This is a genomic window from Roseivivax marinus (assembly GCF_900109705.1).
GTDB lineage: Bacteria > Pseudomonadota > Alphaproteobacteria > Rhodobacterales > Rhodobacteraceae > Roseivivax > Roseivivax marinus.
Genome location: NZ_FOAI01000011.1, coordinates 49567 through 70370, shown reverse-complemented (window position 1 = coordinate 70370; position 20804 = coordinate 49567). Strand labels below are relative to the sequence as shown.

The 20804-nt window shown below is 67.9% G+C and carries 16 protein-coding genes; 11 read left to right on the top strand and 5 right to left on the bottom strand.

What is annotated here, in order from left to right:
* Positions 1–703: 703 nt before the first annotated feature.
* Entirely contained in the window at positions 704–3169 is a 2466-nt protein-coding gene (locus BMX29_RS13975; protein WP_092813855.1) for a penicillin acylase family protein, read from the bottom strand.
* 132 nt (positions 3170–3301) lie between these two features.
* On the opposite strand from BMX29_RS13975, the gene BMX29_RS13970 reads away from it, so the two are divergent.
* Positions 3302–4174 carry an NAD(P)-dependent oxidoreductase gene (locus BMX29_RS13970; RefSeq protein ID WP_092813852.1) on the top strand — a complete coding sequence of 291 codons (873 nt, stop codon included), beginning with the start codon at positions 3302–3304 and terminating at the stop codon, positions 4172–4174.
* 515 nt (positions 4175–4689) lie between these two features.
* Positions 4690–7506 (top strand): ribonuclease E/G, encoded by a 2817-nt coding sequence (locus tag BMX29_RS13965; RefSeq protein ID WP_092813849.1) that lies wholly within the window; start codon positions 4690–4692, stop codon positions 7504–7506.
* Between the two features lie 298 nt (positions 7507–7804).
* Here BMX29_RS13965 and BMX29_RS13960 read toward each other — a convergent pair whose 3' ends face one another.
* Entirely contained in the window at positions 7805–8032 is a 228-nt protein-coding gene (locus BMX29_RS13960) for a sulfurtransferase TusA family protein (RefSeq protein WP_092813846.1), read from the bottom strand.
* A gap of 93 nt (positions 8033–8125) precedes the next feature.
* Here BMX29_RS13960 and BMX29_RS13955 point away from each other — a divergent pair, with 93 nt between their 5' ends.
* From BMX29_RS13955 to BMX29_RS13940, 4 genes are all read left to right on the top strand, one after another.
* The gene (locus tag BMX29_RS13955; protein ID WP_043843543.1) at positions 8126–8878 is read left to right on the top strand and encodes a cytochrome c biogenesis CcdA family protein; all 753 of its coding nucleotides are present in this window, start codon (positions 8126–8128) and stop codon (positions 8876–8878) included.
* A gap of 91 nt (positions 8879–8969) precedes the next feature.
* Positions 8970–10214, top strand: a complete 1245-nt coding sequence (locus BMX29_RS13950; RefSeq protein ID WP_092813843.1) for a hypothetical protein — start codon at positions 8970–8972, stop codon at positions 10212–10214.
* Positions 10214–11569: a cytochrome P450 gene (locus BMX29_RS13945; RefSeq protein WP_092813841.1), complete on the top strand. Its 1356-nt coding sequence runs from the start codon at positions 10214–10216 to the stop codon at positions 11567–11569. The genes BMX29_RS13950 and BMX29_RS13945 overlap by 1 nt, the downstream gene beginning before the upstream one ends.
* Positions 11570–11672: 103 nt before the next feature.
* The gene (locus tag BMX29_RS13940) at positions 11673–12575 is read left to right on the top strand and encodes a fructose bisphosphate aldolase (protein ID WP_043843549.1); all 903 of its coding nucleotides are present in this window, start codon (positions 11673–11675) and stop codon (positions 12573–12575) included.
* A 75-nt stretch (positions 12576–12650) separates the two neighbouring features.
* Here the strand turns inward: BMX29_RS13940 and BMX29_RS13935 are convergent, their stop codons facing one another.
* The 3 genes from BMX29_RS13935 to BMX29_RS13925 all read right to left on the bottom strand — a co-directional run bounded on the left by BMX29_RS13935 (position 12651) and on the right by BMX29_RS13925 (position 16555).
* Complete coding sequence (locus BMX29_RS13935; RefSeq protein WP_175471194.1) at positions 12651–14351, bottom strand: PRC-barrel domain-containing protein; 1701 nt, start codon at positions 14349–14351, stop codon at positions 12651–12653.
* 370 nt (positions 14352–14721) lie between these two features.
* Positions 14722–15723: a lytic polysaccharide monooxygenase auxiliary activity family 9 protein gene (locus BMX29_RS13930; RefSeq protein WP_092813835.1), complete on the bottom strand. Its 1002-nt coding sequence runs from the start codon at positions 15721–15723 to the stop codon at positions 14722–14724.
* Between the two features lie 139 nt (positions 15724–15862).
* Positions 15863–16555 (bottom strand): metal-dependent hydrolase, encoded by a 693-nt coding sequence (locus BMX29_RS13925; protein ID WP_092813832.1) that lies wholly within the window; start codon positions 16553–16555, stop codon positions 15863–15865.
* 341 nt (positions 16556–16896) lie between these two features.
* Here BMX29_RS13925 and BMX29_RS13920 point away from each other — a divergent pair, with 341 nt between their 5' ends.
* Genes BMX29_RS13920 through BMX29_RS13900 form a run of 5 tightly spaced genes read left to right on the top strand, consistent with a single transcriptional unit; the run spans position 16897 to position 20803 of the window.
* Complete coding sequence (locus BMX29_RS13920) at positions 16897–17553, top strand: ceramidase domain-containing protein (protein ID WP_092813829.1); 657 nt, start codon at positions 16897–16899, stop codon at positions 17551–17553.
* A 43-nt stretch (positions 17554–17596) separates the two neighbouring features.
* The gene (gene gatC, locus BMX29_RS13915; RefSeq protein ID WP_043843555.1) at positions 17597–17884 is read left to right on the top strand and encodes an Asp-tRNA(Asn)/Glu-tRNA(Gln) amidotransferase subunit GatC; all 288 of its coding nucleotides are present in this window, start codon (positions 17597–17599) and stop codon (positions 17882–17884) included.
* Positions 17881–19368: an Asp-tRNA(Asn)/Glu-tRNA(Gln) amidotransferase subunit GatA gene (gene gatA / locus BMX29_RS13910; protein WP_092813826.1), complete on the top strand. Its 1488-nt coding sequence runs from the start codon at positions 17881–17883 to the stop codon at positions 19366–19368. The genes gatC and gatA overlap by 4 nt, the downstream gene beginning before the upstream one ends.
* Positions 19369–19400: 32 nt before the next feature.
* Positions 19401–20141 carry a hypothetical protein gene (locus tag BMX29_RS13905; RefSeq protein ID WP_092813823.1) on the top strand — a complete coding sequence of 247 codons (741 nt, stop codon included), beginning with the start codon at positions 19401–19403 and terminating at the stop codon, positions 20139–20141.
* A gap of 50 nt (positions 20142–20191) precedes the next feature.
* On the top strand, positions 20192–20803 hold the full coding sequence (locus BMX29_RS13900; RefSeq protein ID WP_092813999.1) for an N-acetylmuramoyl-L-alanine amidase: 612 nt from the start codon (positions 20192–20194) through the stop codon (positions 20801–20803).
* Position 20804: the final 1 nt, after the last annotated feature.

Below are 20804 nucleotides of genomic sequence, written 5' to 3'. Positions count from 1 at the left end.
GCCCTCCGAAGTGCGGAGGGTCGGAGTGAATTGATTCACGGAAGGCAGGTTTTGGAATTGAATGGTCATCACGATTTTCCTCAATAGGGTTGCGTGAGGAAATGGTTCGAATGCCTTTCTTAAAAGTCAACATTAACAAATGCTTATAAGGAAATGTGAACAAATGCGATTTGAAATATTTTATTTTGAATATGATATATTGGGCGATAATTGATGGAAGAATCGGTTCGTATTGCCCGAGGCGTCATACTTGTTTGTGAATCCGTTGACCTGGTAATTCACGAAGGAATAACGAAATGCGATTCTGAAATAACGATTTAATAACGAAACTGGCGCGCCGAAGTTCGCCCTCAAGTTTACCGGAAGGGGGTGGGCGTAATTGTCCTGGCGCCACCCCCGAATTCGCCGCAATCACGCCGCTGAAGGGTTAGGGGCCGGGAATTGCGACGTCACAAAGGGGGAGGGCGCCGCTGCTCACCTCCCAAGCGGGCGCCTGCGGTGCACGAGACGGCGCCGGCACGTTCCCGTCGCGCCGGAAAGAGAGGCGCGGCGTCGAGCGGCGGAGAAGCGCGCCCTAGGTCCACTTCACACCACGGCAGAGACCATCGCGTGCTGCGAGCCGGCTGGAAGGGGAACGCGCACGACCGCAGGGGCGCGGACTGGGCCGTGCTGGACGAGGCGGCAGGCGAGCGCCCGCCGCAGGTCACTCGGCGCGCAGGCGGGTGACGCCCACGGCCGCGGCGCGGGCCAGTTCGGGGTCGAGCGACATCGGGATGTATTCGCCCCGCCGCCACAGCTGTCCCAGGTCGTCATAGTGTCGGGACAGAAGGTGCCCGGACTGGCCCGTCGCGATGATGAAGACCGACGAATCCGGGTCCGCGAAATCGTAGACGCCACGATAGCCCGCCGCGTGGACGTTGCGGAACGGGTGTTCGGGTGCGCCCGAGGTGCGCCCGCGCTGGAGGGTGAAGTCGCCCCCCGACGTCGACTGCCGGATGTTCACGAATGTCTTGAGGATCGGCACCTCGCCAAGGACCTGGTGTTCGTGCACCGCCTCGTGGGCGTCGCCCCAGCGCAGCGACTCCAGCGCCGTGCCGTAGGTCTCGTCGATCCAGACGAGTGCGTCGTCGAGCGCGAGGCGCGCGATGTCCGTGCAGGTCTCCTCCGCGGCGGACCGGACCACGTCGCACCACGCGGCCGCGCCGTCGATGTCGCGGAAGACCCGCTCGATGAAGAGCGGCTCCACGTGGTCGTAGGCGTCGGCCACGGGCCCGAGGTCGTCGCGGATCAGCCGCTCCTGCAAGGCGCGCAGCCACGCGGCATAGATCAGCGGTTCGGGTAGATGCTCGTTCATCTCCCCGTTCCACTCGGCCAGAAGGTCGAGCGCCTGGCGTCGGCGGCGTTCGGGCGTGCCCTCGGGCGCGGCTTCCCCGGTATACCACAGGTCGCTGCCGATCAGCGGCAGGAGCGTCCGGGCCGCCGGCGATACGGTGTCGAGCTGTGCCTCGATGAAGCTGTCGCGGGTATGGACCTCGCGGCCCTGCATCATCGCGCGCCAGCGCATCACCCGTTGGCTGTCGCCCCATTCGAAGCTCATGTGACGGGGGAAGTCGCGGTCGATGATCTTGTTGTTGGTGTTGCCGACGATGCCTCCCTCGGGTGCCACGAATTCGGGGTTCTGGTCGTAGGGCAGGCGGCCCTGCCACCGGTTGGTGTTGATCCAGCCGGGGCTCGGGAGCCGCCCGCGGCTCTGGTGGTTGGCGGCGCGTCGCGGGAAGGTGCCGATGGTCTTCATCGCCACGGTCTCGTCGTCGATCAGGGTCAGGTTCTGCGACGGCGCGACGTAGAGCTCCGAGACGTCGATGGCCTCGCGCACGTCGCCGGCCTTCATCAGGCCCACCGCGGCGCTCATCGAGGTGTCCGAGCCCGACAGCGCGGTCCACGACAGCGACATGACGTGGCCCTGCGGCGTGATGCTTCCGAGATCGTAGACCGAGCCGGGCAGGACGGGACCGTTTTCGGTCCAGCGCTGGGTGATGGTGAGCGGCGCCGCGTCCTTGATCTCGATGATCGAGCGGCGGGTGCGGAACTCGGCCCAACCGTCCGGGGTGCGGTACTCGTTATTGTTGTCGGGGTTCAGCTCCTCGAGGTGGAGGTCCTGATCATCGAGATAGCTCGACGTGATCGCCCATCCGAGCTGTTGCGAGCGGCCGACCATGACGGCGGGAATGCCGGGGATCGTGCCGCCGATGACGCCGCCCGAGGACAGCTGAAGCCGCGCGAGATACCAGATCGAGGGGGCCGTCAGCCCGAGGTGCGGATCGCCCGCCAGCAGCGTGCCGCCCGAGGCCGAGCGGTCGGGGGCCGCGGCCCACGCGTTCGAGGCGCCAGCCAGCCCGCGCTCGGGCAGGGGCATCAGGAAATCTTCGCCGGAGGCGGGCGCCAGCGCCGCATGACGCCGCGCGCCCGGTGCCAGTTCGGCATATTCGGGCAGGGCCGCGACCCCGTCGCCGGGAATGTCGGGCAGGACGTCCGCCAGGCGGTCGGCGTCGTCGAGCGCAAGAGACGTCCGGGCGCGCAGGACCTCCTCGGACAGGTGGCCCGAGAGCTGCAGCGCCATGACCTTGATGACGGCGATGGAGTCCGCCGGCTGCCACGGCGGCATCCGTGCGTCGAACAGGAAGAACTCGGGCGCGCCACGGCCGAGAGAGCTGTTGTTGATCTCTTCGATACGCGCGTTGACCCCGGCGGCGTAGGCCTCGAGCGCGTCCAGCGTCTCTGGCGTCTGCGCCTCGACCGAGCTGCGGGCGAGGTTGTAAAGGTCGAGGCGGCGGATCAGGCTGTCGGTTTCGAGCGTGCGGCGGCCGAAAAGCTCGGACAGACGGCCCTGCGCGGTGCGGCGCAGCAGCATCATCTGCCACAGCCGGTCCTGCGCGTGGGCGTAACCCAGCCCGAAATAGGCGTCTCGGTCCGAACGGGCGAAGATGTGCGGCACGTTGGAATTGTCCCGCACGATCTCGACGTCGGCGGTCAGGCCGGCGACCGACAGCTCCTTCGAGTAGTCGGGCAGGGAGCGCGAGGCGAGGTAGTAGACCAGCGCCACCGCCACCACGGCCAACACGATGGCGAGGGAGGCAAGCCGCAGGAGCCAGCGAAAGAGAAAGCGCATCCGGGGGATCCTTCAGGTCGTCCGCGCCGCCGCGCGCGGGTGATCCGGGACTACCGCGGATGCCCGCCCTTGCCAAGTCCGCCGCCCGCTTGTCACAACGTGGGCGAACCGGATTGGCAAAGGATGGCGACGATGGCGAAGGTAGCGTTTCTGGGACTGGGGGTCATGGGCTACCCGATGGCGGGCCACCTTGCGAAGGCGGGCCACGAGGTGACGGTCTACAACCGGACCCCCGCGAAGGCCGAGGCTTGGGCCAAGGAATACGGGGGCGCGCACGCCGCGACGCCGCGCGAGGCGGCGCAGGGTCAGGACTTCGTGATGGCCTGCGTCGGCAACGACGACGACCTGCGGAGCGTCTGCCTCGGCGAGGACGGCGCGCTTGCCGGGATGGAGAGCGGCGCGATCTTCGTGGATCACACCACCGTGTCCGCCGAGGTCACGCAGGAGCTGCACGCGGCCTTTGCAGAAAAGGGGGCGGGCTTCGTGGACGCGCCGATCTCGGGCGGGCAGGCCGGCGCCGAGAACGGCCAGCTGTCGATCATGTGCGGCGGTGACATGGCGCATTACGACGCCGCCGAGCCGGTGATGACCGTCTACGCCAAGCTCTGCCGCCGCATCGGTGAAAGCGGCGCGGGGCAGACCACCAAGATGTGCAACCAGATCGCCATCGCTGGACTGGTGCAGGGCCTGTCCGAGGCGCTGCACATGGCCGAGAAGTCCGGCCTGGACGGCCGTGCGGTGGTCGAGGTCATCAGCCAGGGCGCGGCGGGCTCGTGGCAGATGCAGAACCGCTACGAGACCATGCTCGACGATCACTGGGACCACGGCTTCGCCGTCGACTGGATGCGCAAGGACCTCGGGATCTGCCTGTCGGCGGCCGACCGGGTGGGGGCGTCGCTTCCCGTGACGGCGCTCGTGGACCAGTTCTACAAGGACGTGCAGAAGATGGGCGGGGGCCGTTGGGACACCTCGTCGCTGTTCAAGCGCCTGCGCAACGCCGGCTGAGGCCGGTCCCGCGCTGCGGCGGCGTGTCAAGGCCGCGGCGCAAGCCATTGCGTCGAAAGATCTTCTCCGGATGCGCGCAGTCGCACGATACAACTCGTGCGCGAACGATTTTGCATTGTCTTTGGCGCACGGACCGAATTAGAATACCTGTCAGGCTCCGCCATCCCCCGGGAATGGCGACGATTTGCTCACCAGTTTCGCTGTACGCTGGGGCGCGGCTTCGACCGAACCGCCTCATTGGACAGACCGATCCGGCCCTACGGGGTCAGGGAAACCGCCCGGACCGCGCTCAACGCGGCGGGTATCAAACGGGCGCAGGGGCGTCGTTCGCATAAACGGACAGACCCTCGGCGTCGGAGAAGAACCGCGATGACGCGCGCGACGACAGACAGGCAGAGGAAGGCGGACACGGCTCCGCAACCCGCCGCGTCGCCGCGCATCGCCCTGACAAGACATTCCGACCGCGTCTCCCGTCCGCCTGGGCAGGGCGGCGCCGTCGTGTGCAAACGGACAATATGGCTAAGAAGATGCTCATCGACGCCACCCACGCGGAAGAGACCCGCGTCGTGGTGGTGGACGGCAACAAGGTCGAGGAATTCGACTTCGAATCCGAGAACAAGCGGCAGCTCGCGGGGAACATCTACCTCGCCAAGGTGACGCGGGTCGAACCGTCGCTCCAGGCGGCGTTCGTCGATTACGGCGGGAACCGGCACGGCTTCCTCGCCTTCTCGGAAATCCACCCCGATTACTACCAGATCCCCGTTGCCGACCGGCAGGCGCTGATGGAGGAAGAGGAACGGCAGGCCCGCGCCGAGGACGAGGACGAGAAGCCCAAGTCCTCCCGCTCGCGCGGTGGGCGTCGCCGGTCTTCCTCGCGCGCCGAGTCGTCGAACTCCGATGATGCGGTCGCACAAAAGGATCCGGATTCCATCAAGGGCATGGAGACCATCGACCTCGACGGCGAGAACGAGGTCGAGGGCGATCCGCAGTCGAACGACGCCGGTGACACGGGCGAGGGCCTCTCCCCGATGGAGACCGTGGCCGAGACACCTGTCGAGGAGCCGTCGACCGACGGCTCCGAGGGCGACGCCGAAGAGGCCAGCGACGACGAGGCCCAGGACGGCGTCCGCCGCGCGGCCCGCGCCCCCGAGGACGACAACATCGAGTCGGTCGCCGATGACGACACCGCCGACGACATCCGCCCGCCGCGCAAACCGCGGCCGCGGAAGTACAAGATCCAGGAAGTCATCAAGGTCCGCCAGATCCTGCTGGTGCAGGTCGTCAAGGAAGAGCGCGGCAACAAGGGCGCGGCGCTGACCACCTACCTGTCGCTCGCGGGCCGCTACTGCGTCCTGATGCCCAACACCGCGCGTGGTGGCGGGATCAGCCGCAAGATCACCAATGCGGCCGACCGCTCCAAGCTCAAGGAGATCGCGCAGCAGATCGACGTGCCGCGGGGTGCCGGCCTCATCATCCGCACCGCCGGGGCCAAGCGCACCAAGACGGAGATCAAGCGCGACTACGAGTATCTTCAGCGCCTGTGGGAGCAGATCCGCGAGCTGACGCTCAAGTCGATCGCTCCGGCCAAGATCTACGAGGAAGGCGACCTCATCAAGCGGTCGATCCGAGACCTCTACAATCGTGACATCGACGAGGTCTTCGTGGAGGGCGAGCGCGGCTACCGCATCGCCAAGGACTTCATGAAGATGATCATGCCGTCCCACGCCAAGAACGTGAAGCACTACGCCGACCCGATGCCGCTTTTCGCGCGCTACCAGGTCGAGAGCTACCTGTCGTCGATGTTCAACCCGACGGTGCAGCTCAAGTCGGGCGGCTACATCGTGATCGGCGTGACCGAGGCGCTGGTGGCGATCGACGTGAACTCCGGCCGGGCCACCAAGGAAGGCTCGATCGAGGAGACCGCGCTCAAGACCAACCTCGAGGCTGCCGAGGAGGTGGCGCGCCAGCTGCGCCTGCGCGACCTTGCGGGCCTGATCGTCATCGACTTCATCGACATGGACGAGCGCAAGAACAACGCCGCCGTCGAGAAGAAGATCAAGGAAAAGCTCAAGACCGACCGCGCGCGCATCCAGGTCGGCCGCATCTCCGGCTTCGGCCTGATGGAGATGAGCCGCCAGCGCCTGCGCCCCGGCATGATCGAGGCCACGACCCAGCCGTGCCCCTCCTGCCATGGCACAGGCCTGATCCGCTCGGACGACAACATGGCACTGCAGGTCCTGCGCCAGATCGAGGAAGAGGGCGTGCGCAACCGCTCGCGCGAGGTGCTGGTGAAGTGCCCCGTGGGTATCTCGAACTTCCTCATCAACCAGAAGCGCGAGCATATCGCGGCGATCGAGCTGCGCTACGGCATGGCCGTGCGGATCGAGGGCGACCCGTCGCTGGTCAGCCCGGACTTCAACATGGAGAAGTTCAAGACCGCGACCCGCTCGGTGCCCGAGGCCACGGCCCCGGTCGTGTCGGGCAACGCCGCGCTGATGGACGAGATCGACGCTGACGTGGATGTCGAGGACGAGGACGACGAGGTCCCGGCCGACGCTTCCGACAACCTTCCGGGCGCAGAGGCGCCGAATGAGGTGAAAGACGAGGCTGCCGCGTCTTCCGACGACGACGGCGAAGGCAAGCCGAAGAAGCGTCGCCGCCGTCGCCGCCGTGGCAAAGGCAAGTCGAACGGTGACGGCCAGAACGCCGAAGGCCAGTCCTCGGACAATGGCGCGACGGCTGACGCCGGTGAGAAGGACGGCGCTGACGCAGCGACGGACAATACCGGAAAGACCGAGGCCGAGGGCGACGCCGCGGAGGCCGGGACCGAAAGCGCATCTCCCGAGAGCGAAGAGGCCGCGGGCGAAGGCAAGCCGAAGAAGCGCAGCCGCTCGCGCAGCCGCAGCCGCAAGAAGTCGGCGCCCGAGGAGACGACCGCCACGTCCGAAGCCGAGGCGCCTGCGCCTGCCGCCGAGGATACGCCGGCCGAGCCGGGCGCGGCAGAACCGGTGAGCGCCGCCGCGGCCACGCCCGAGGCCGACACGGCCGAGAGCGCGCCGGCAGACGCTCCCGCCGAGCCTGTGAGCGAAGCGGAGACTCCGGAGACGGCCGTCGAGGCCGCACCGGAAACCAAGGCGGCCGAACCCGACGCGGAGCCCGTGTCCGAGGTCGAGACGCCCGAGGCCGCGGCCCCGGAGCAGACCGAGGAGACACCAAAGGCCGCCTCCAACGGTCACGACGCCCAGCCCGAGCCCGCCACGGCGGACGCCGAGCCGGAGCGCGACGAAAAGCCGAAGCCGAAGAAGCGCGGCTGGTGGTCGCTGGGTCTCTGAACCGCGCCACCCGCGAAGGCTGACACGAGAAACCGCCCGGAGCCGAGCTTCGGGCGGTTTTCCTTTGGCGTCTGCCTGCCGGGAAAAGACGGCGACGGCGCCGACGGTTCAAAGAGCGTCGAGGATCACCTTCCACGAGCGGCACGGTCCGAGGTAAGGTCGGCACGTGTGGTCGGGTTGCGGAAGAGAGTGGCTAGCCCCGGGCTAGACCCGCAGGCCATCGGCTCTTGGGATGGCTTGTCACGCGATACGCGCCCGGCGGCTTCCGGCCCACGTCAGAGTGACGCGCGGCCCGGTGTCACCGCTTGCGGATGTGCCAGATCATGCGCGGTCCGTCCTCGGCGCTGTCTTCCAGGGCATGGCCGGCCTCGGTGCAGAAATGCGGGACATCGACAACCGCGGCGGGGTCGTCGGTCACCACACGCAGCACGTCGCCCGACGCAAGCGCCGAGAGCCGCTTGCGCGCCTTCAGCACGGGCAAGGGACAGAGAAGGCCGGTGGCGTCGAGGTCGTGGGTCTGGGTCATACCGCTGGAGTTAGCCACGATGTGACAGCGTGTCCACGCCCTCGTGACCCGGGGGGCCGTGACCTTGCGCGCGCGATCGCCTACAGCAGAGGCATGTTCGGAATCGAGATCCTCGACGCGGGACTGCTGCCCGCAATGTTCGTCGCCCTGTTCGCGGGGGTGATCTCGTTCCTCAGCCCCTGCGTGTTGCCGATCGTCCCGCCCTATCTGGCCTTCATGTCGGGCGTTTCCGTGAACGAGATGCAGGCCGGCGGCTCGGCGCGGGCCAAGGCCGGCGTTGCGGCGCTTTTCTTCGTGCTGGGCCTGTCGACGGTCTTCGTGCTGCTGGGCTTCACCGCTTCGGCCTTCGGGGCGTTCTTCCTGCAGAACCAGCTGCTTCTGGCGCGCGCTGCGGGTGTCGTCGTGATCGTGTTCGGCCTGCACTTCCTCGGCGTTTTCCGCATTCCGTTCCTCGACCAGGAGGCACGGCTTGATGCCGGTGACCGGGGCGGCTCGGCGTTCGGGGCCTACGTCCTCGGGCTCGCCTTCGCCTTCGGCTGGACCCCGTGCATCGGTCCGCAACTGGGCGCGATCCTGTCGCTCGCGGCGTCCGAGGCCAATGTGGGCAAGGGCACCGTCCTGCTGGCGATCTACGCGGGCGGCCTCGGCATCCCGTTCCTGCTGGCGGCGCTTTTCCTCAGCCGTGCGATGACGCTGATGAACCGGATCAAGCGCCACATGCGCACGATCGAACGTGTGATGGGCGTGCTTCTGGTGGCCGTGGGCCTCGCTCTTCTCACCGGTGCCTTCTCGGCTCTGTCGTTCTGGCTGCTCGAGACCTTCCCGGCGCTCGCGGCCCTGGGCTGAGGTCGCAAGGGCGGACGCCTTTCGCCTTAAACCCGCCGGAAAACGCGTCTAGGCTTCACAATCGGGGGCCGAGCGGGGACGACGCGACACCATGACCGACAGCGCCAGCGACATCGCGCAGGACGTGCGCCGCCGCCGGGTGTTCTACATTCCCGGCTATGATCCGATCCATCCCCGCCGCTACCGCGAGCTTTACCGCAAGGAGGGCGCGGCACAGGCCAAGGTGTCGGACTACGAGATCGCGCTCAGACCCAAGACCACCACGGGACCCTACGGCTGGCGCGTCGCGGCGCGCATGGACGGCACCGACAGCGCGGCGGACATCGACGTGCTCGTCTGGTCCGACATCGTGCGCGACAGCATGTCGAACTCGATTCCGGCGACCTATGCCCAGCTGGTGCGAACCGCATGGACCTACATCGCCAGCGGTGCGCTGCGTCGGCTGATGCGCCTGCGCAAGGGGCCGGTGATCGCCGCGCTCTATCCGATCGGGATGCTTCTGCTGCAACTGGTCGTGGCCGGCGGGCTCGGCTGGGCGGTGGGCGCAATGCTGTCCGCATTGCTGTCGCCGTTGATCGGCGCGGTGGCGCTCGGCCCGGCGCTCATCGCCGGGGTGGGTGTCGCGGTCGCGATCCTGCGCTGGTGCAAGAAGAAGGACGGCAAGATCTTTGCCTACTACCTGATGCACGATTACGCCTACTCGGCCCGGTGGAACGGGGCCAACCCGGCCCCGCTCGAGGCCCGGATGTCGGAGTTCGCCGAGGCGATCGGCGCGGCGCTCACTTCGGACGTGGACGAGGTGCTTGTCGTCGGCCACTCCTCGGGCGCGCATCTCGGCGTGTCGATCCTCGCCGACCTGATCCGCGCGGGTCGGGTGCCGGCGAACGGGCCGAAGCTCGGCTTCCTGTCGCTGGGACAGGTGGTGCCGATGGTGTCGTTCCTGCCGGGCGCGCACCGGCTGCGGGCGGACCTGCACTTTCTCGCCGCCCGCGACGAGCTGACATGGATCGACGTGACCGCGCCGGGCGACGGCTGCGCCTTCGCGCTCTGCGATCCGGTGGCGGTGTCCGGCGTGGCGCCGGAGGGCAAGCGCTGGCCGCTGGTGTTCTCGGCTCAGTTCACCCGCTCGCTCAGCCCCGAGCGGTGGGCGGAGCTTCGCTGGCGCTTTTTCCGGCTGCACTTCCAGTATCTCTGCGCCTTCGACCGGCCGCTCGACTACGACTACTTTCGCATCACCGCCGGCCCCCTGAGCCTTGCCGCGCGCTACGCGGGACGTCCGCCTTCGGCCAGCCGGATCGACGTGGCCGTGTCCAAGTTCACCTCGATGGCGGCGTGATGCCTGACGGCACGCGCCAACCGCCCCCGAAGCCGCCCGCCCGGGCCGACCGCGTGTCGCTCTGGCGGTATGCGCGGCTCTTCCGGGCGGACATCCTGTCGGCCCAGCCGGCACGGCTTTACCGCGCGTGGATGGCCGAGTTTCGCACGCCGTTCTTCCGCTCTTTCCTGGTGAACCAGCCCGACCTCGTGGCGACGGTGCTGAAGGCGCGGCCACGCGACTTCCCGAAGTCCGACCGGATCGGGGAAGGGCTGCGCCCGCTCCTGGGCAACAGCGTTTTCCTGACGAATGGCGCAACGTGGGAACGCCAGCGCCGCATCATCGACCCGGCGTTCGAGGGCGGGCGCCTGCGCGATACCTGGCCCGCCATGTGGGCCGCCGCCGAGGCGGCGCGCACCCGTCTGCCGGAGGGCACGGTCGAGATCGAGGAGCAGGCCAGCCACGCCGCCGCCGACGTGATCTTCCGCACCCTCTTTTCGATCCCGATCGAGGACGAGATAGCGCAGGCGGTGTTCCACGAGTTCCGTGCCTACCAGCGCAGCCAGCCGATCCTGAACCTCGCGGCCTTCGTGCCTCTGCCGCGCGGGTTGCCGCGGTTCTTCAGGCGCGACACGCGGCGCGCGGCCCGGCGCATCCGCGCGCTCATCACCGAGCTTGTGGACCGGCGCATGGCCCGGATCGAGGCCGGCGACGCCCCAGATGACCTCGCTACCAAGATCATGACCACGCGCGACCCCGAAACGGGCGAGACGTTCTCGACCGCCGAGACGGTCGACCAGGTGGCGATCTTCTTCCTCGCGGGCCATGAGACGTCCGCGTCGGCGCTCGGCTGGGCGCTCTACCTGATGGCGACGCATCCCGAGTGGCAGGAGAAGGTTGCCGAGGAGGGCAGGGCGCTCAACGGCGACTTCGCCGAACTGGGCCGCGCGCGCGTGGCCCGCGACGTGTTCCGCGAAGCGCTGCGACTCTATCCCCCGGTGCCGATGATGGTGCGGCAGGCGCGCTGCCCGGAGCGGTTCCGCGACCGCGCAGTGCCGAAGGGCGCGCAGATCGTCCTCAGCCCGTGGCACCTGCACCGGCACGAGCGGCTGTGGCACGATCCCGACGGCTTCGTTCCCGCGCGCTGGCAGAGCGAGGCCGGCCGCGCCTCGGCGCGCGACGCCTACATCCCGTTCTCGGCCGGGGCGCGGGTGTGTCCCGGGGCGGGCTTCGCGATGGTCGAGGGGCCCCTCCTGCTTGCGCGTCTGCTGGCGGACCACCGTGTCGCGGCGCTGCCCGACCGGGTGCCCGAGCCCGTCGCGCACCTTACCGTCCGGGCGCGCGCCGGCATTCATCTGCGCATCGAGCGGCGATGAGATTTCGTTAGCGTTAAACCATTGCCGGCGCTCTATCCTCGCGCGGGGGCATCGCGTAGACCCTTTCCCGACACATCCAATTTCCAGGAAAGAGACAGGGATCATGGCCAAGGACGCTGCGCATTTTACCGAGATGGCCCGCCGGATGGAAACCGGGCAGGGCTTCATCGCCGCGCTCGACCAGTCGGGCGGCTCGACCCCCAAGGCACTGCGCCTCTACGGCGTGGAGGAAAGCGACTATGACGGCGAAGAGGACATGTTCGCCCGGATCCACGAAATGCGCTCGCGGATCATCACCGCGCCCGACTTCACCTCCGAGAAGGTTCTGGGCGCGATCCTGTTCGAGCGCACCATGCGCGGCGAGATCGAGGGCAAGCCGACCGCGGATCTGCTGTGGAACGACCGCGGCATCGTGCCCTTCCTCAAGATCGACAAGGGCCTGGCCGACAAGGCGGACGGCGTGCAGCTGATGAAGCCGATGCCGGGCCTCGAGGAACTTCTGCAGGAGGCCGTGGGCTTCGGCATCTTCGGCACCAAGGAGCGCTCGGTCGTCCACGAGGCGAACGAGGCCGGCATCCAGGCCATCGTCGATCAGCAGTTCGAGGTCGGACGCACCGTGATGGGCGCGGGCCTCGTGCCGATCCTCGAGCCCGAGGTCGACATCCATTCCGAGACCAAGGCCGAGGCCGAGGTCATGCTGCGCGACGCGATCAAGAAGCATCTCGATGCAATGCCCGAGGGAGAGACCGTCATGCTCAAGCTGACGATTCCGACCGAGCCGGGCCTTTACGACGTGCTGTCCGATCATCCGCGCGTGTTGCGCGTGGTGGCGCTGTCAGGTGGCTACTCGACCGATGACGCCTGCGAGCGGCTCTCGAAGAACTCCAAGATGATCGCGAGCTTCAGCCGCGCCCTGACCGAGGGGCTGTCGAAGCAGCAGTCGGACGACGAGTTCAACGCCGCCCTCGGCCAGAACATCGACAAGATCTACCGCGCCTCGATCTGATACGCGCGGAACGTCGCGACATGAAAAAAGGGCCGGCGCGTGGCGCCGGCCCTTTCCATTTGCTGCACGCGAGGATCAATCCTCGTAGCGCTCCATGTTCTCGAGATCGTCGCGCGTCATGTTGGTGTAGACGCGGACCTCGTCACCGTCTTCGGCCTGCATGACCGACAGCTCGTCCATCGACAGCGCCACCTGGCGCTCGCCGAGGCCGAGGAAGCCGCCGACACCCACGACGATGCGCTCGACGCCCGAACCGTCACCGGACACCACTTCCTCGATATCGCCGATGCGCTCGTTCGAGGAGTTGTAGAGTGCTTTCGACGTCAGCGCGTCGTTCTGCACGTCTGCTGCCGCGACCGGCTGGAAGCCGTCCACCTGGATGTCGCTGCTTGCGCCCGACGCATCGGCCGACTGGGTCGCCTCCGTGTCGCCCGACGCAGCATCGTCACCCGATGCCATGTCGGTCTCGGAGTCCGTTGCCTCCGCCGTCGCGGCCTCTGCGGCCTGCTCGGTTTCCTCGGCAGCGTTTTCGGTCGCCTGGGCGGTGTCTTCGGCCGCGTTCTCGGTCGCCTGAGCCGCGTCCTCGGCCGCGTTCTCGGTGGCTTGGGCGGTATCTTCCGCGGCGTTCTCCATGGAGTCGCCGGCCGCTTCCGCGGTCTGCTCGGCGTCGTTCTCCATCTCTTCGCCCGACTGCGCGGTGTCCTGCTCGCCGTTCTGCGCCTGCTCTTCGGACTGCGCGTTCTGCTGCGCATCGTCCTGCATCTGCGCTTCGTCGGAGCCGGCGGTCTGCACGGTCACCTGCGGCTCGCCCGCCTGGGTGAACTCGATCTGCGGTTCGCCGGCCATCGAGAACTCGACGTTCGGCTCCGAGCTTTCGTAGTTCACGGTCGGCTGGCCGGCGCGCGACACGGTCACGTTGCCCGACTGGCCTTCGGACCCCTCGGCGTCGTCACCCGAACCCGACGAGGCTTGCTCGTAGGTGATCTGCGGCTCGGCCTGGGTCATCGAGACCTCGGCATTGTCGAGCGGCTGAAGCTCCTGCTCCTCGCCCTGCGCGTAGGAAGTGCCCGACTGGCTGTCCTCGACCTGCACGCCGTCGCCCGACGCTTCCGAGCTCTCGACTACCTGGAGGTCGAGGTTCACCGTCGGCGGCGCCTGCTGGACTGACACCGTCGGCTCGCCCTGTTGGACGTCGACCTGCGGCTCGGCATCGGCGACGTTCACGTTCGGATCCGGCATCGTGATGATGATCTCGGGCGCGGGCTGTTCGATGCGAACGGTCGGCTGCGCCATCTCCATCGTCACCGTCGCCTGCGGCTGGCGCACGGTGATTTCCGGCTGCCGCTGCTCGACGGTCACGTCGGGCTGGCTGTTCTGCACGGTGACGTTGGTCTCGCCCTGCTCCACGTCGACCTGGGGCGCATTGCGGTCGAGGGTCACGACACCTTCCACCACGCGCTCGGCATCGAGTTCGACGGTGGTCTGCTCGCGCTCGACGACCTCGGCTTCGGCTTCCGCCTCGGCGTCAGCTTCGGCGCTGGCCTGATCGCTGTCCGAGGATTGCATCTGTTCGAGCTGCGTCGCGCACGCTTCGGCATCGCCGTCCTGCACAAGCTGCTGCAGCTCGTCTTCACTCATGGAGACGTCCTGCGGCACGCCATCCTCGATCATGCTGGACAGTTGCTCGCAGGGGGCTTCGGAATCCTGGGCGTAGGCCGTGCCGGCCATGGCGGGCAGCGTGAGCGCGGTGCTCAGCAGCAGGCGTCTAAAGGTCATCGGCATCGTCGGGTCCTCTCGTGAATATCGATGTGCGACTGAGGGGTCTGGCCAGAAACCGCGCACTTCCGGGCGATGTTCCGCCGGGGCCGTGAGCGGAAGCGCGAAAAAAAGTGATCTGGCACATCGCTTTGCGCGTGTTGCAGCGGCTCGGGTCACGGCCGCTCGTCGTCTCGTGAGGAAAATTTCCCTACAATTCCGCGAATTGCGCGGATAATTAGAATATCGTTTCGGTTCCAGAGTTTATTTTTCGCCAATTGCTAAAAATGCAGAAATTGGCCGGTGAAAATGCCGGATTCATGGGCTCGAGCGGCAACAATCCTGTCGGTATACACCAAAATGTTGACGGTAGAGCCCGTTGTCCGGGGCGTCACCGCATCCAGAATCCTTCGCGCTTCAGACGGTTGCGGATCGCCTGTTCCTTGCGGGGCAGATCATCGCGATCGAAGAGCGCGCGCGCCTTCCGGCCGCGTCCGTGGTAGACCATGAGCCGGATCGGGTCGTAGGTCTTGAGCACCTTCTTCACCTTATTGGGCGCGGTGATCGCCTCCAGCACTTCGACCGCGCAGTCGTCCTCTCGCGCGTAGAGCAGCGGTAGCAGCCGGTAATGGCATGTGGCCGGACCATCTATCCACTCATGCGCCGCGGCGTCGCGCCCGCCGCCAAGACCGTGGATCACCAGCGGCAGCGCCACCTGGTCAAGCCACGGATCGAGGCTCTGGCAAACCAGTTCCGGAGGCGGGTCGTCGCGGATCGACAGCGCGGTCTCGAGGAAGCGGCGCCCGAACTCCTGCGGATCGCGATACCAGAAGACGCCCGCATTGAAGTAGAGGTAGCGGCGCCAGAACTCGTCCGGCCAGGCCGGGTCGAGCGAGCTGTCGAAGTCCAGCCCGAAGCGGTCGTAGAGCGCGCGCCATGTATCCGCGTAGCCCGGTCCGTACAACTCGATCACCGGCCACGTTCCCTCGCGCCGGAGAGAAGCGGAGGGATAGTCGAAGTCGAACGGCACCGAGTCGAGCGGGGACAGCACCAGCGTGTCGGTGTCGAGGAAAAGAAACGGCACGTTCGGGGGCAGGGCCGTGAGCGCCTCGATCTTGTTGCCGTAGGGATAGGCCGCGCCGAAATGTCGGCTTTCGAAAGGAACGATGGTGGCGCCCGCGTCGGTCAGGAGGCGCCGGATGTCGTCCGAGATACGGGGATCGTCCGGCCAGAGCGGCCCCGGCTGCGGCTCGGCGATCACCAGCTGGAAGCGGTCGGAGGTGCCACTGGACTGCAAGGAAAGCGCCAGCAGCGCCGCCTCGTGTTCCAGCCGCCCGGCCTGGGCGACGGCGAGGATGTTCACCTGCGCGGGAAGCGCCCGGTCGTCCGGCATGTCCGATGGTCCGCTGCTCGTTTTGCGCGCCATTATGCCGGATCGGGCGGCGCGCTTCGAGAGGTTTCGGACGTGCGCGCGACTGCGCAACGTGGAAACGCCCGCGCCCGCTGGATGAGCGCGGGCACGGTCGACGGGATCAGATCTCGATCGCGGTCAGGACCTCGGGCTCGATCACGTCCACGCCCGGAAGCTCGGACTTGAGCGTGTCCGCCGACTGCTCCAGCAGGGGGAAGGTCTTGTAGTGGCAGGGGATGACCGTCTTGAAGTCGAAGAAGGTCTTCGCCGCGTAGGCGGCGCGGTGCATGTCCATCGTGAAGTGCCCGCCGGCGCAGAGGATGCCGATGTCGGGTTTGTGCAGCGCGTGGAACACGCCCATGTCGGCCATCACGTCGGTGTCGCCGGAAACGTAGATCACGTGGCCCTCGGCGGCGATCATGTATCCGGCCTCGCTGCCCGCCGAGACCGGTCCGTGCGGTCCGGGCATGGTCGAGGAATGGGTGGCGTGGACCATCGTGATCTTGATGCCGTTGACGTCCACGGTGCCGCCCTTGTTGAAGCCGGTGACCTCGAGCCCCTCGCTGTCTTCCCAGTGCCCCATCAGGTCGAACTGCCCGATCACCGGCAGCTTGCGCGACTTGGCGAGGTCAACGACTTCGCTGGCGTGGTCGAAGTGGCCGTGCGTCAGCAGGATGTGCGTGGCGCCGTCGAGCGCCTCGTCCTTGCGGTCCTCGGGGAAGGATGGGTTGCCGTCGAGCCAGGGGTCGAGCAGCAGCACGGTCTCGCCGAATTCGAGGCGGAAGGAGGAGTGGCCGAGCCAGATGATCTTCATGGGAATGGGCTCCTTGGGAAGCGGTTGGGATCGGGGAGGCACCTAGATTGCCCGCGCGATGGGTCTAGCGCGGGGACCGGGTGCGCCGGAGGTTCGCGATACGGGAGCGACGGCGTGAGTCCGCTTCGTTGCCACCAAAACGGCTCGGATGGGCAAGGGCACGGGGGGTGGCTGTTTTCGACCCGAGCGCCCGTGGCGGCGTTGGAACGAGGGCTCTGCCCTCGCGCTCCCGGGATATTTGCGCCAGGAAGAAAGAGCGGCGGGGGCGTCGTCGATGGGGGCGGAGCGCGGACGCTGCCAGGACTATTCGGAGCGAGAAGACGGGGTGGGCGCGGGGGCGCATGGACTGGACGGCGGCGGTAGACGGCTATTGCGAACGCGTGGGCCCGGGTCTTTGGGCCGAGCCGGTGAACGCGGTGACCAACCTTGGCTTCGTTCTGGCGGCGCTCTGGGTATGGCCGCGCATGCACGGGCTGCCGAAGGCGCGGGGTCTCTCGCTCGTGCTCGGGGCGATCGGGATCGGTTCGGGGCTTTTCCATACCATCGCGCAGGCGTGGGCGGGACTGGCCGACGTGCTGCCGATCTTCCTGTTCGTGGTCCTCTACATCTATGCTGCGCATCGCGATTTCTGGGACCAGCCGCGATGGCTGGCAGGGGCGCTGACGCTGGCCTCGGTTCCCGCGATGGTGGCCGTGGGGCAGGTGCTGCCGTTTCGGGACGCGCTCGGAGGGTCGGCCGGTTACGCACCGGTGCCGCTGCTGATCTTCCTGCACGCGGGACTGCTCGCGCGGCGGGCGCCCGCGACCGCGCGCCGGCTTGCGGCGGGCGCGGCGATCCTGTGCCTTTCGCTCGCGTTCAGGACGCTCGACGGGCCGGTCTGTCCCGACTTCCCGCTTGGCACACATTTCCTGTGGCACGTGCTCAATGCCGTCATGCTGGGCTGGATGATCGAGGTCTATCGCGCGCACGTCCTTGCGGGCGGCGGGGCGCGACGGTAAAGGCGGGGCCTGATACGACCGACGACGAAGAGGGGTGCCCCCGATGTCCATCGACACCGCGACCGCCGCGCGCGTGGCGAAGCTCGCCCGCATCCGCGTCGACGACGACGCGCTGCCTGCCCTTGCCGAGGAATTCGGCGCCATCCTGGGCTTCATCGAGCAGTTGCAGGAGGTCGACGTCGAGGGCGTCGAGCCCATGGTCTCGGTAACGCCCATGCGCCTTCCACGCCGCGCCGACGAGGTGACCTCGGGCGGCATGGCCGACACCATCCTGTCGAACGCGCCCGACGCGCGCGAGGGCTTCTTCGCTGTTCCGAAGGTGGTGGAATGACCGAACTGACTGGCATGACGATCGCCTCCGCGCGCGACGCGCTGCGCAAGGGCGAGGTGACGAGCGCCGAGCTGACCGAGGCGTGCCTGACGGCCATCGACGGCGCCGACGCGCTGGGCGCCGTGGTCCACAAGACCCCGGAGATCGCGCGCGAGCGCGCCGCGGCCGCCGACGCGCGGCTGAAGGCCGGCGACGCGCCCGACCTTTGCGGCATTCCGCTCGGGATCAAGGACCTGTTCTGCACCGAAGGCGTGCCCGCGCAGGCCGCGAGCCGCATCCTCGAGGGCTTCACGCCACCCTACGAATCCACCGTCACCCGTCAGCTGCGCGAGGCCGGTGCCGTGATGCTCGGCAAGCTCAACATGGACGAGTTCGCCATGGGCTCGTCGAACGAGACCAGCGTCTACGGCGACGCGGTGAACCCTTGGCGGCGCGGCAACGACGCCGCCAAGCTGACGCCGGGTGGCTCCTCCGGCGGTTCGGCCGCGGCGGTGGCGGCCGATCTCTGCCTCGGCGCGACGGGCACCGATACCGGCGGCTCGATCCGCCAGCCCGCGGCCTTCACCGGGATCACCGGGCTCAAGCCGACCTACGGGCGCTGTTCGCGCTGGGGGATCATCGCGTTTGCCTCTTCGCTCGACCAGGCGGGTCCGATGGCCAAGGACGTGCGCGACTGCGCGATCATGCTGAACGCGATGGCCGGGCACGATCCGATGGATTCGACCTCGGCCGAGCTTGCCGTGCCCGATTTCGAGGCCGCGCTGACCGGCGACATCAAGGGCAAGACCATCGGCATCCCACGCGAGTACCGCATGGACGGGATGCCCGAGGAGATCGAGGCGCTCTGGGCCGAGGGCCGCAAGATGCTCGAGGACGCGGGCGCGAAGGTCGTCGACATCTCGCTGCCGCACACGAAATACGCCCTGCCGACCTACTACGTGATCGCGCCCGCGGAGGCGTCGTCGAACCTCGCGCGCTACGACGGGGTGCGCTACGGCCGCCGCGCGCAGCTGGCTCAGGGTGACGGCGTCGTCGAGATGTACGAAAAGACCCGGGCCGAGGGCTTCGGCGCGGAGGTGCAGCGCCGGGTCATGGTCGGCACCTACGTACTGTCGGCGGGCTTCTACGACGCCTATTACAACCGCGCGCGCAAGGTGCGGACGCTCATCAAGAAGGACTTCGAAGACGCCTTCGCGGATGGCGTCGACGCCATCCTGACGCCGGCCACGCCGTCGGCGGCCTTCGGGCTGGGCGAGATGCAGAGCGCCGATCCGGTGCAGATGTATCTCAACGACGTCTTCACGGTGACGGTGAACCTCGCCGGGCTGCCGGGCATCTCGGTGCCCGCCGGGCAGGATCGCAACGGTCTGCCGCTTGGCCTGCAGCTGATCGGCCGTCCGTGGGAAGAGGGTGACCTGCTGAACACCGCCTACGCACTGGAACGTGCGGCAGGTTTCGTTTCCAAGCCCGAGAAATGGTGGTAACGCGGCCCCTGTCCGAAACCAGGAGTGACGGAATGCGCTCTTTCTACCTACTTCCGACCGCCGCGCTGGTGCTGGCCCAGGCCTGCGCCCCGGCGATTCCCGACAGCGGCGCGACCGTTGGCTTCGACCGCTACGACGACAATCGCCGTGCACGGGTGGACGCTCAGCTCGAAGGGACGACGAACCCCGGCACCGGTCGCCTGGATTCGAGCCCGTCGGTCAGCGAAAGCACGCTGGACTCCGGTTCGAACGGCGGCGGCGGCGACGATGACATCGCCGCGATGGCCGCGGCGGCGATCGACGGCGGTGGCTCGAACACCCGCTCGAGCGGCATGTATCCCGAGGTTGCCGGCCCGGCGCCGGGCGGCACGGTCAGCAACTCCGCCGGTATCTCCTCCGAGAATGATTTCGACGCGGTGTCGAGCGAGCGCTCGATCGAGGAAGACGCGGCGCTGGTGGCGCAGAACACCGCGAACTACCAGCAGATCGCCCCAGAGCCGCTGCCCCAGCGTCCCGGCGGGTCGAGCGCCAACGTGGTTCAGTACGCGCTGTCGACGACGAACAGCGTCGGCCAGCCCCAGTATTCCCGCGGTGCGTTCTCGTCCAAGGCCAAGGAGGCGCGGAACTGCGCCGCTTACTCCTCGGACGATCTCGCGCAGGAGGACTTCCTATCCTCCGGCGGACCCGAGCGTGACCGCAAGGGTCTCGATGCGGACGGTGACGGCTTCGCCTGCGGGTGGAGCCCGGCGCCCTTCCGGCGCGCACGCGGCTGATCCCGGTCCCTCATCCGAGTCCGAACTTCGGCGCGCGGCGCGGAGGCGCCGTGCCCGACCATGTGGTCCTGCACTACACAGCGATGACGACCTGCGACGCGGCGCTGGCCCGGCTGTGCGATGCCGAGGCCGGCGTGTCCGCGCACTACCTCGTCTCCGAAACGGGCCGCGTCTGGCAGATGGTCGACGAGGCCGAGCGCGCCTGGCACGCGGGCGCGGGCGCCTGGGGTGAGATCACCGACGTGAACTCCCGTTCGATCGGGATCGAGCTGGCGAATACCGGCGCTCATCCGTTCCCCGAACCCCAGATGCTGGCGCTGGAGGTGCTGCTCGAGGGCATCTTCGACCGATGGGACGTGACGGCCGACCGCGTGATCGGCCATTCCGACATGGCCATCGGGCGCAAGGTCGATCCCGGCCCGCGCTTCGACTGGCGGCGGCTCGCGCGGCGCGGGCTCGCCGTGCTGCCCGAGACGGGACGCGCCGATCCGGGCGATCTGGCGGCGGACCTGCACCGCATCGGCTACCGCTGGAACTCCGGGCAGGAGGATATCGCGCTCGCTGCCTTCCGTCTGCGCGTCCGGCCGTGGGCCACGGGCGAGGCGGACGACACCGACCGGGCGCTGGCCGCCGACATGGCGGCGCGCTGGCCGGCGGGCTGAG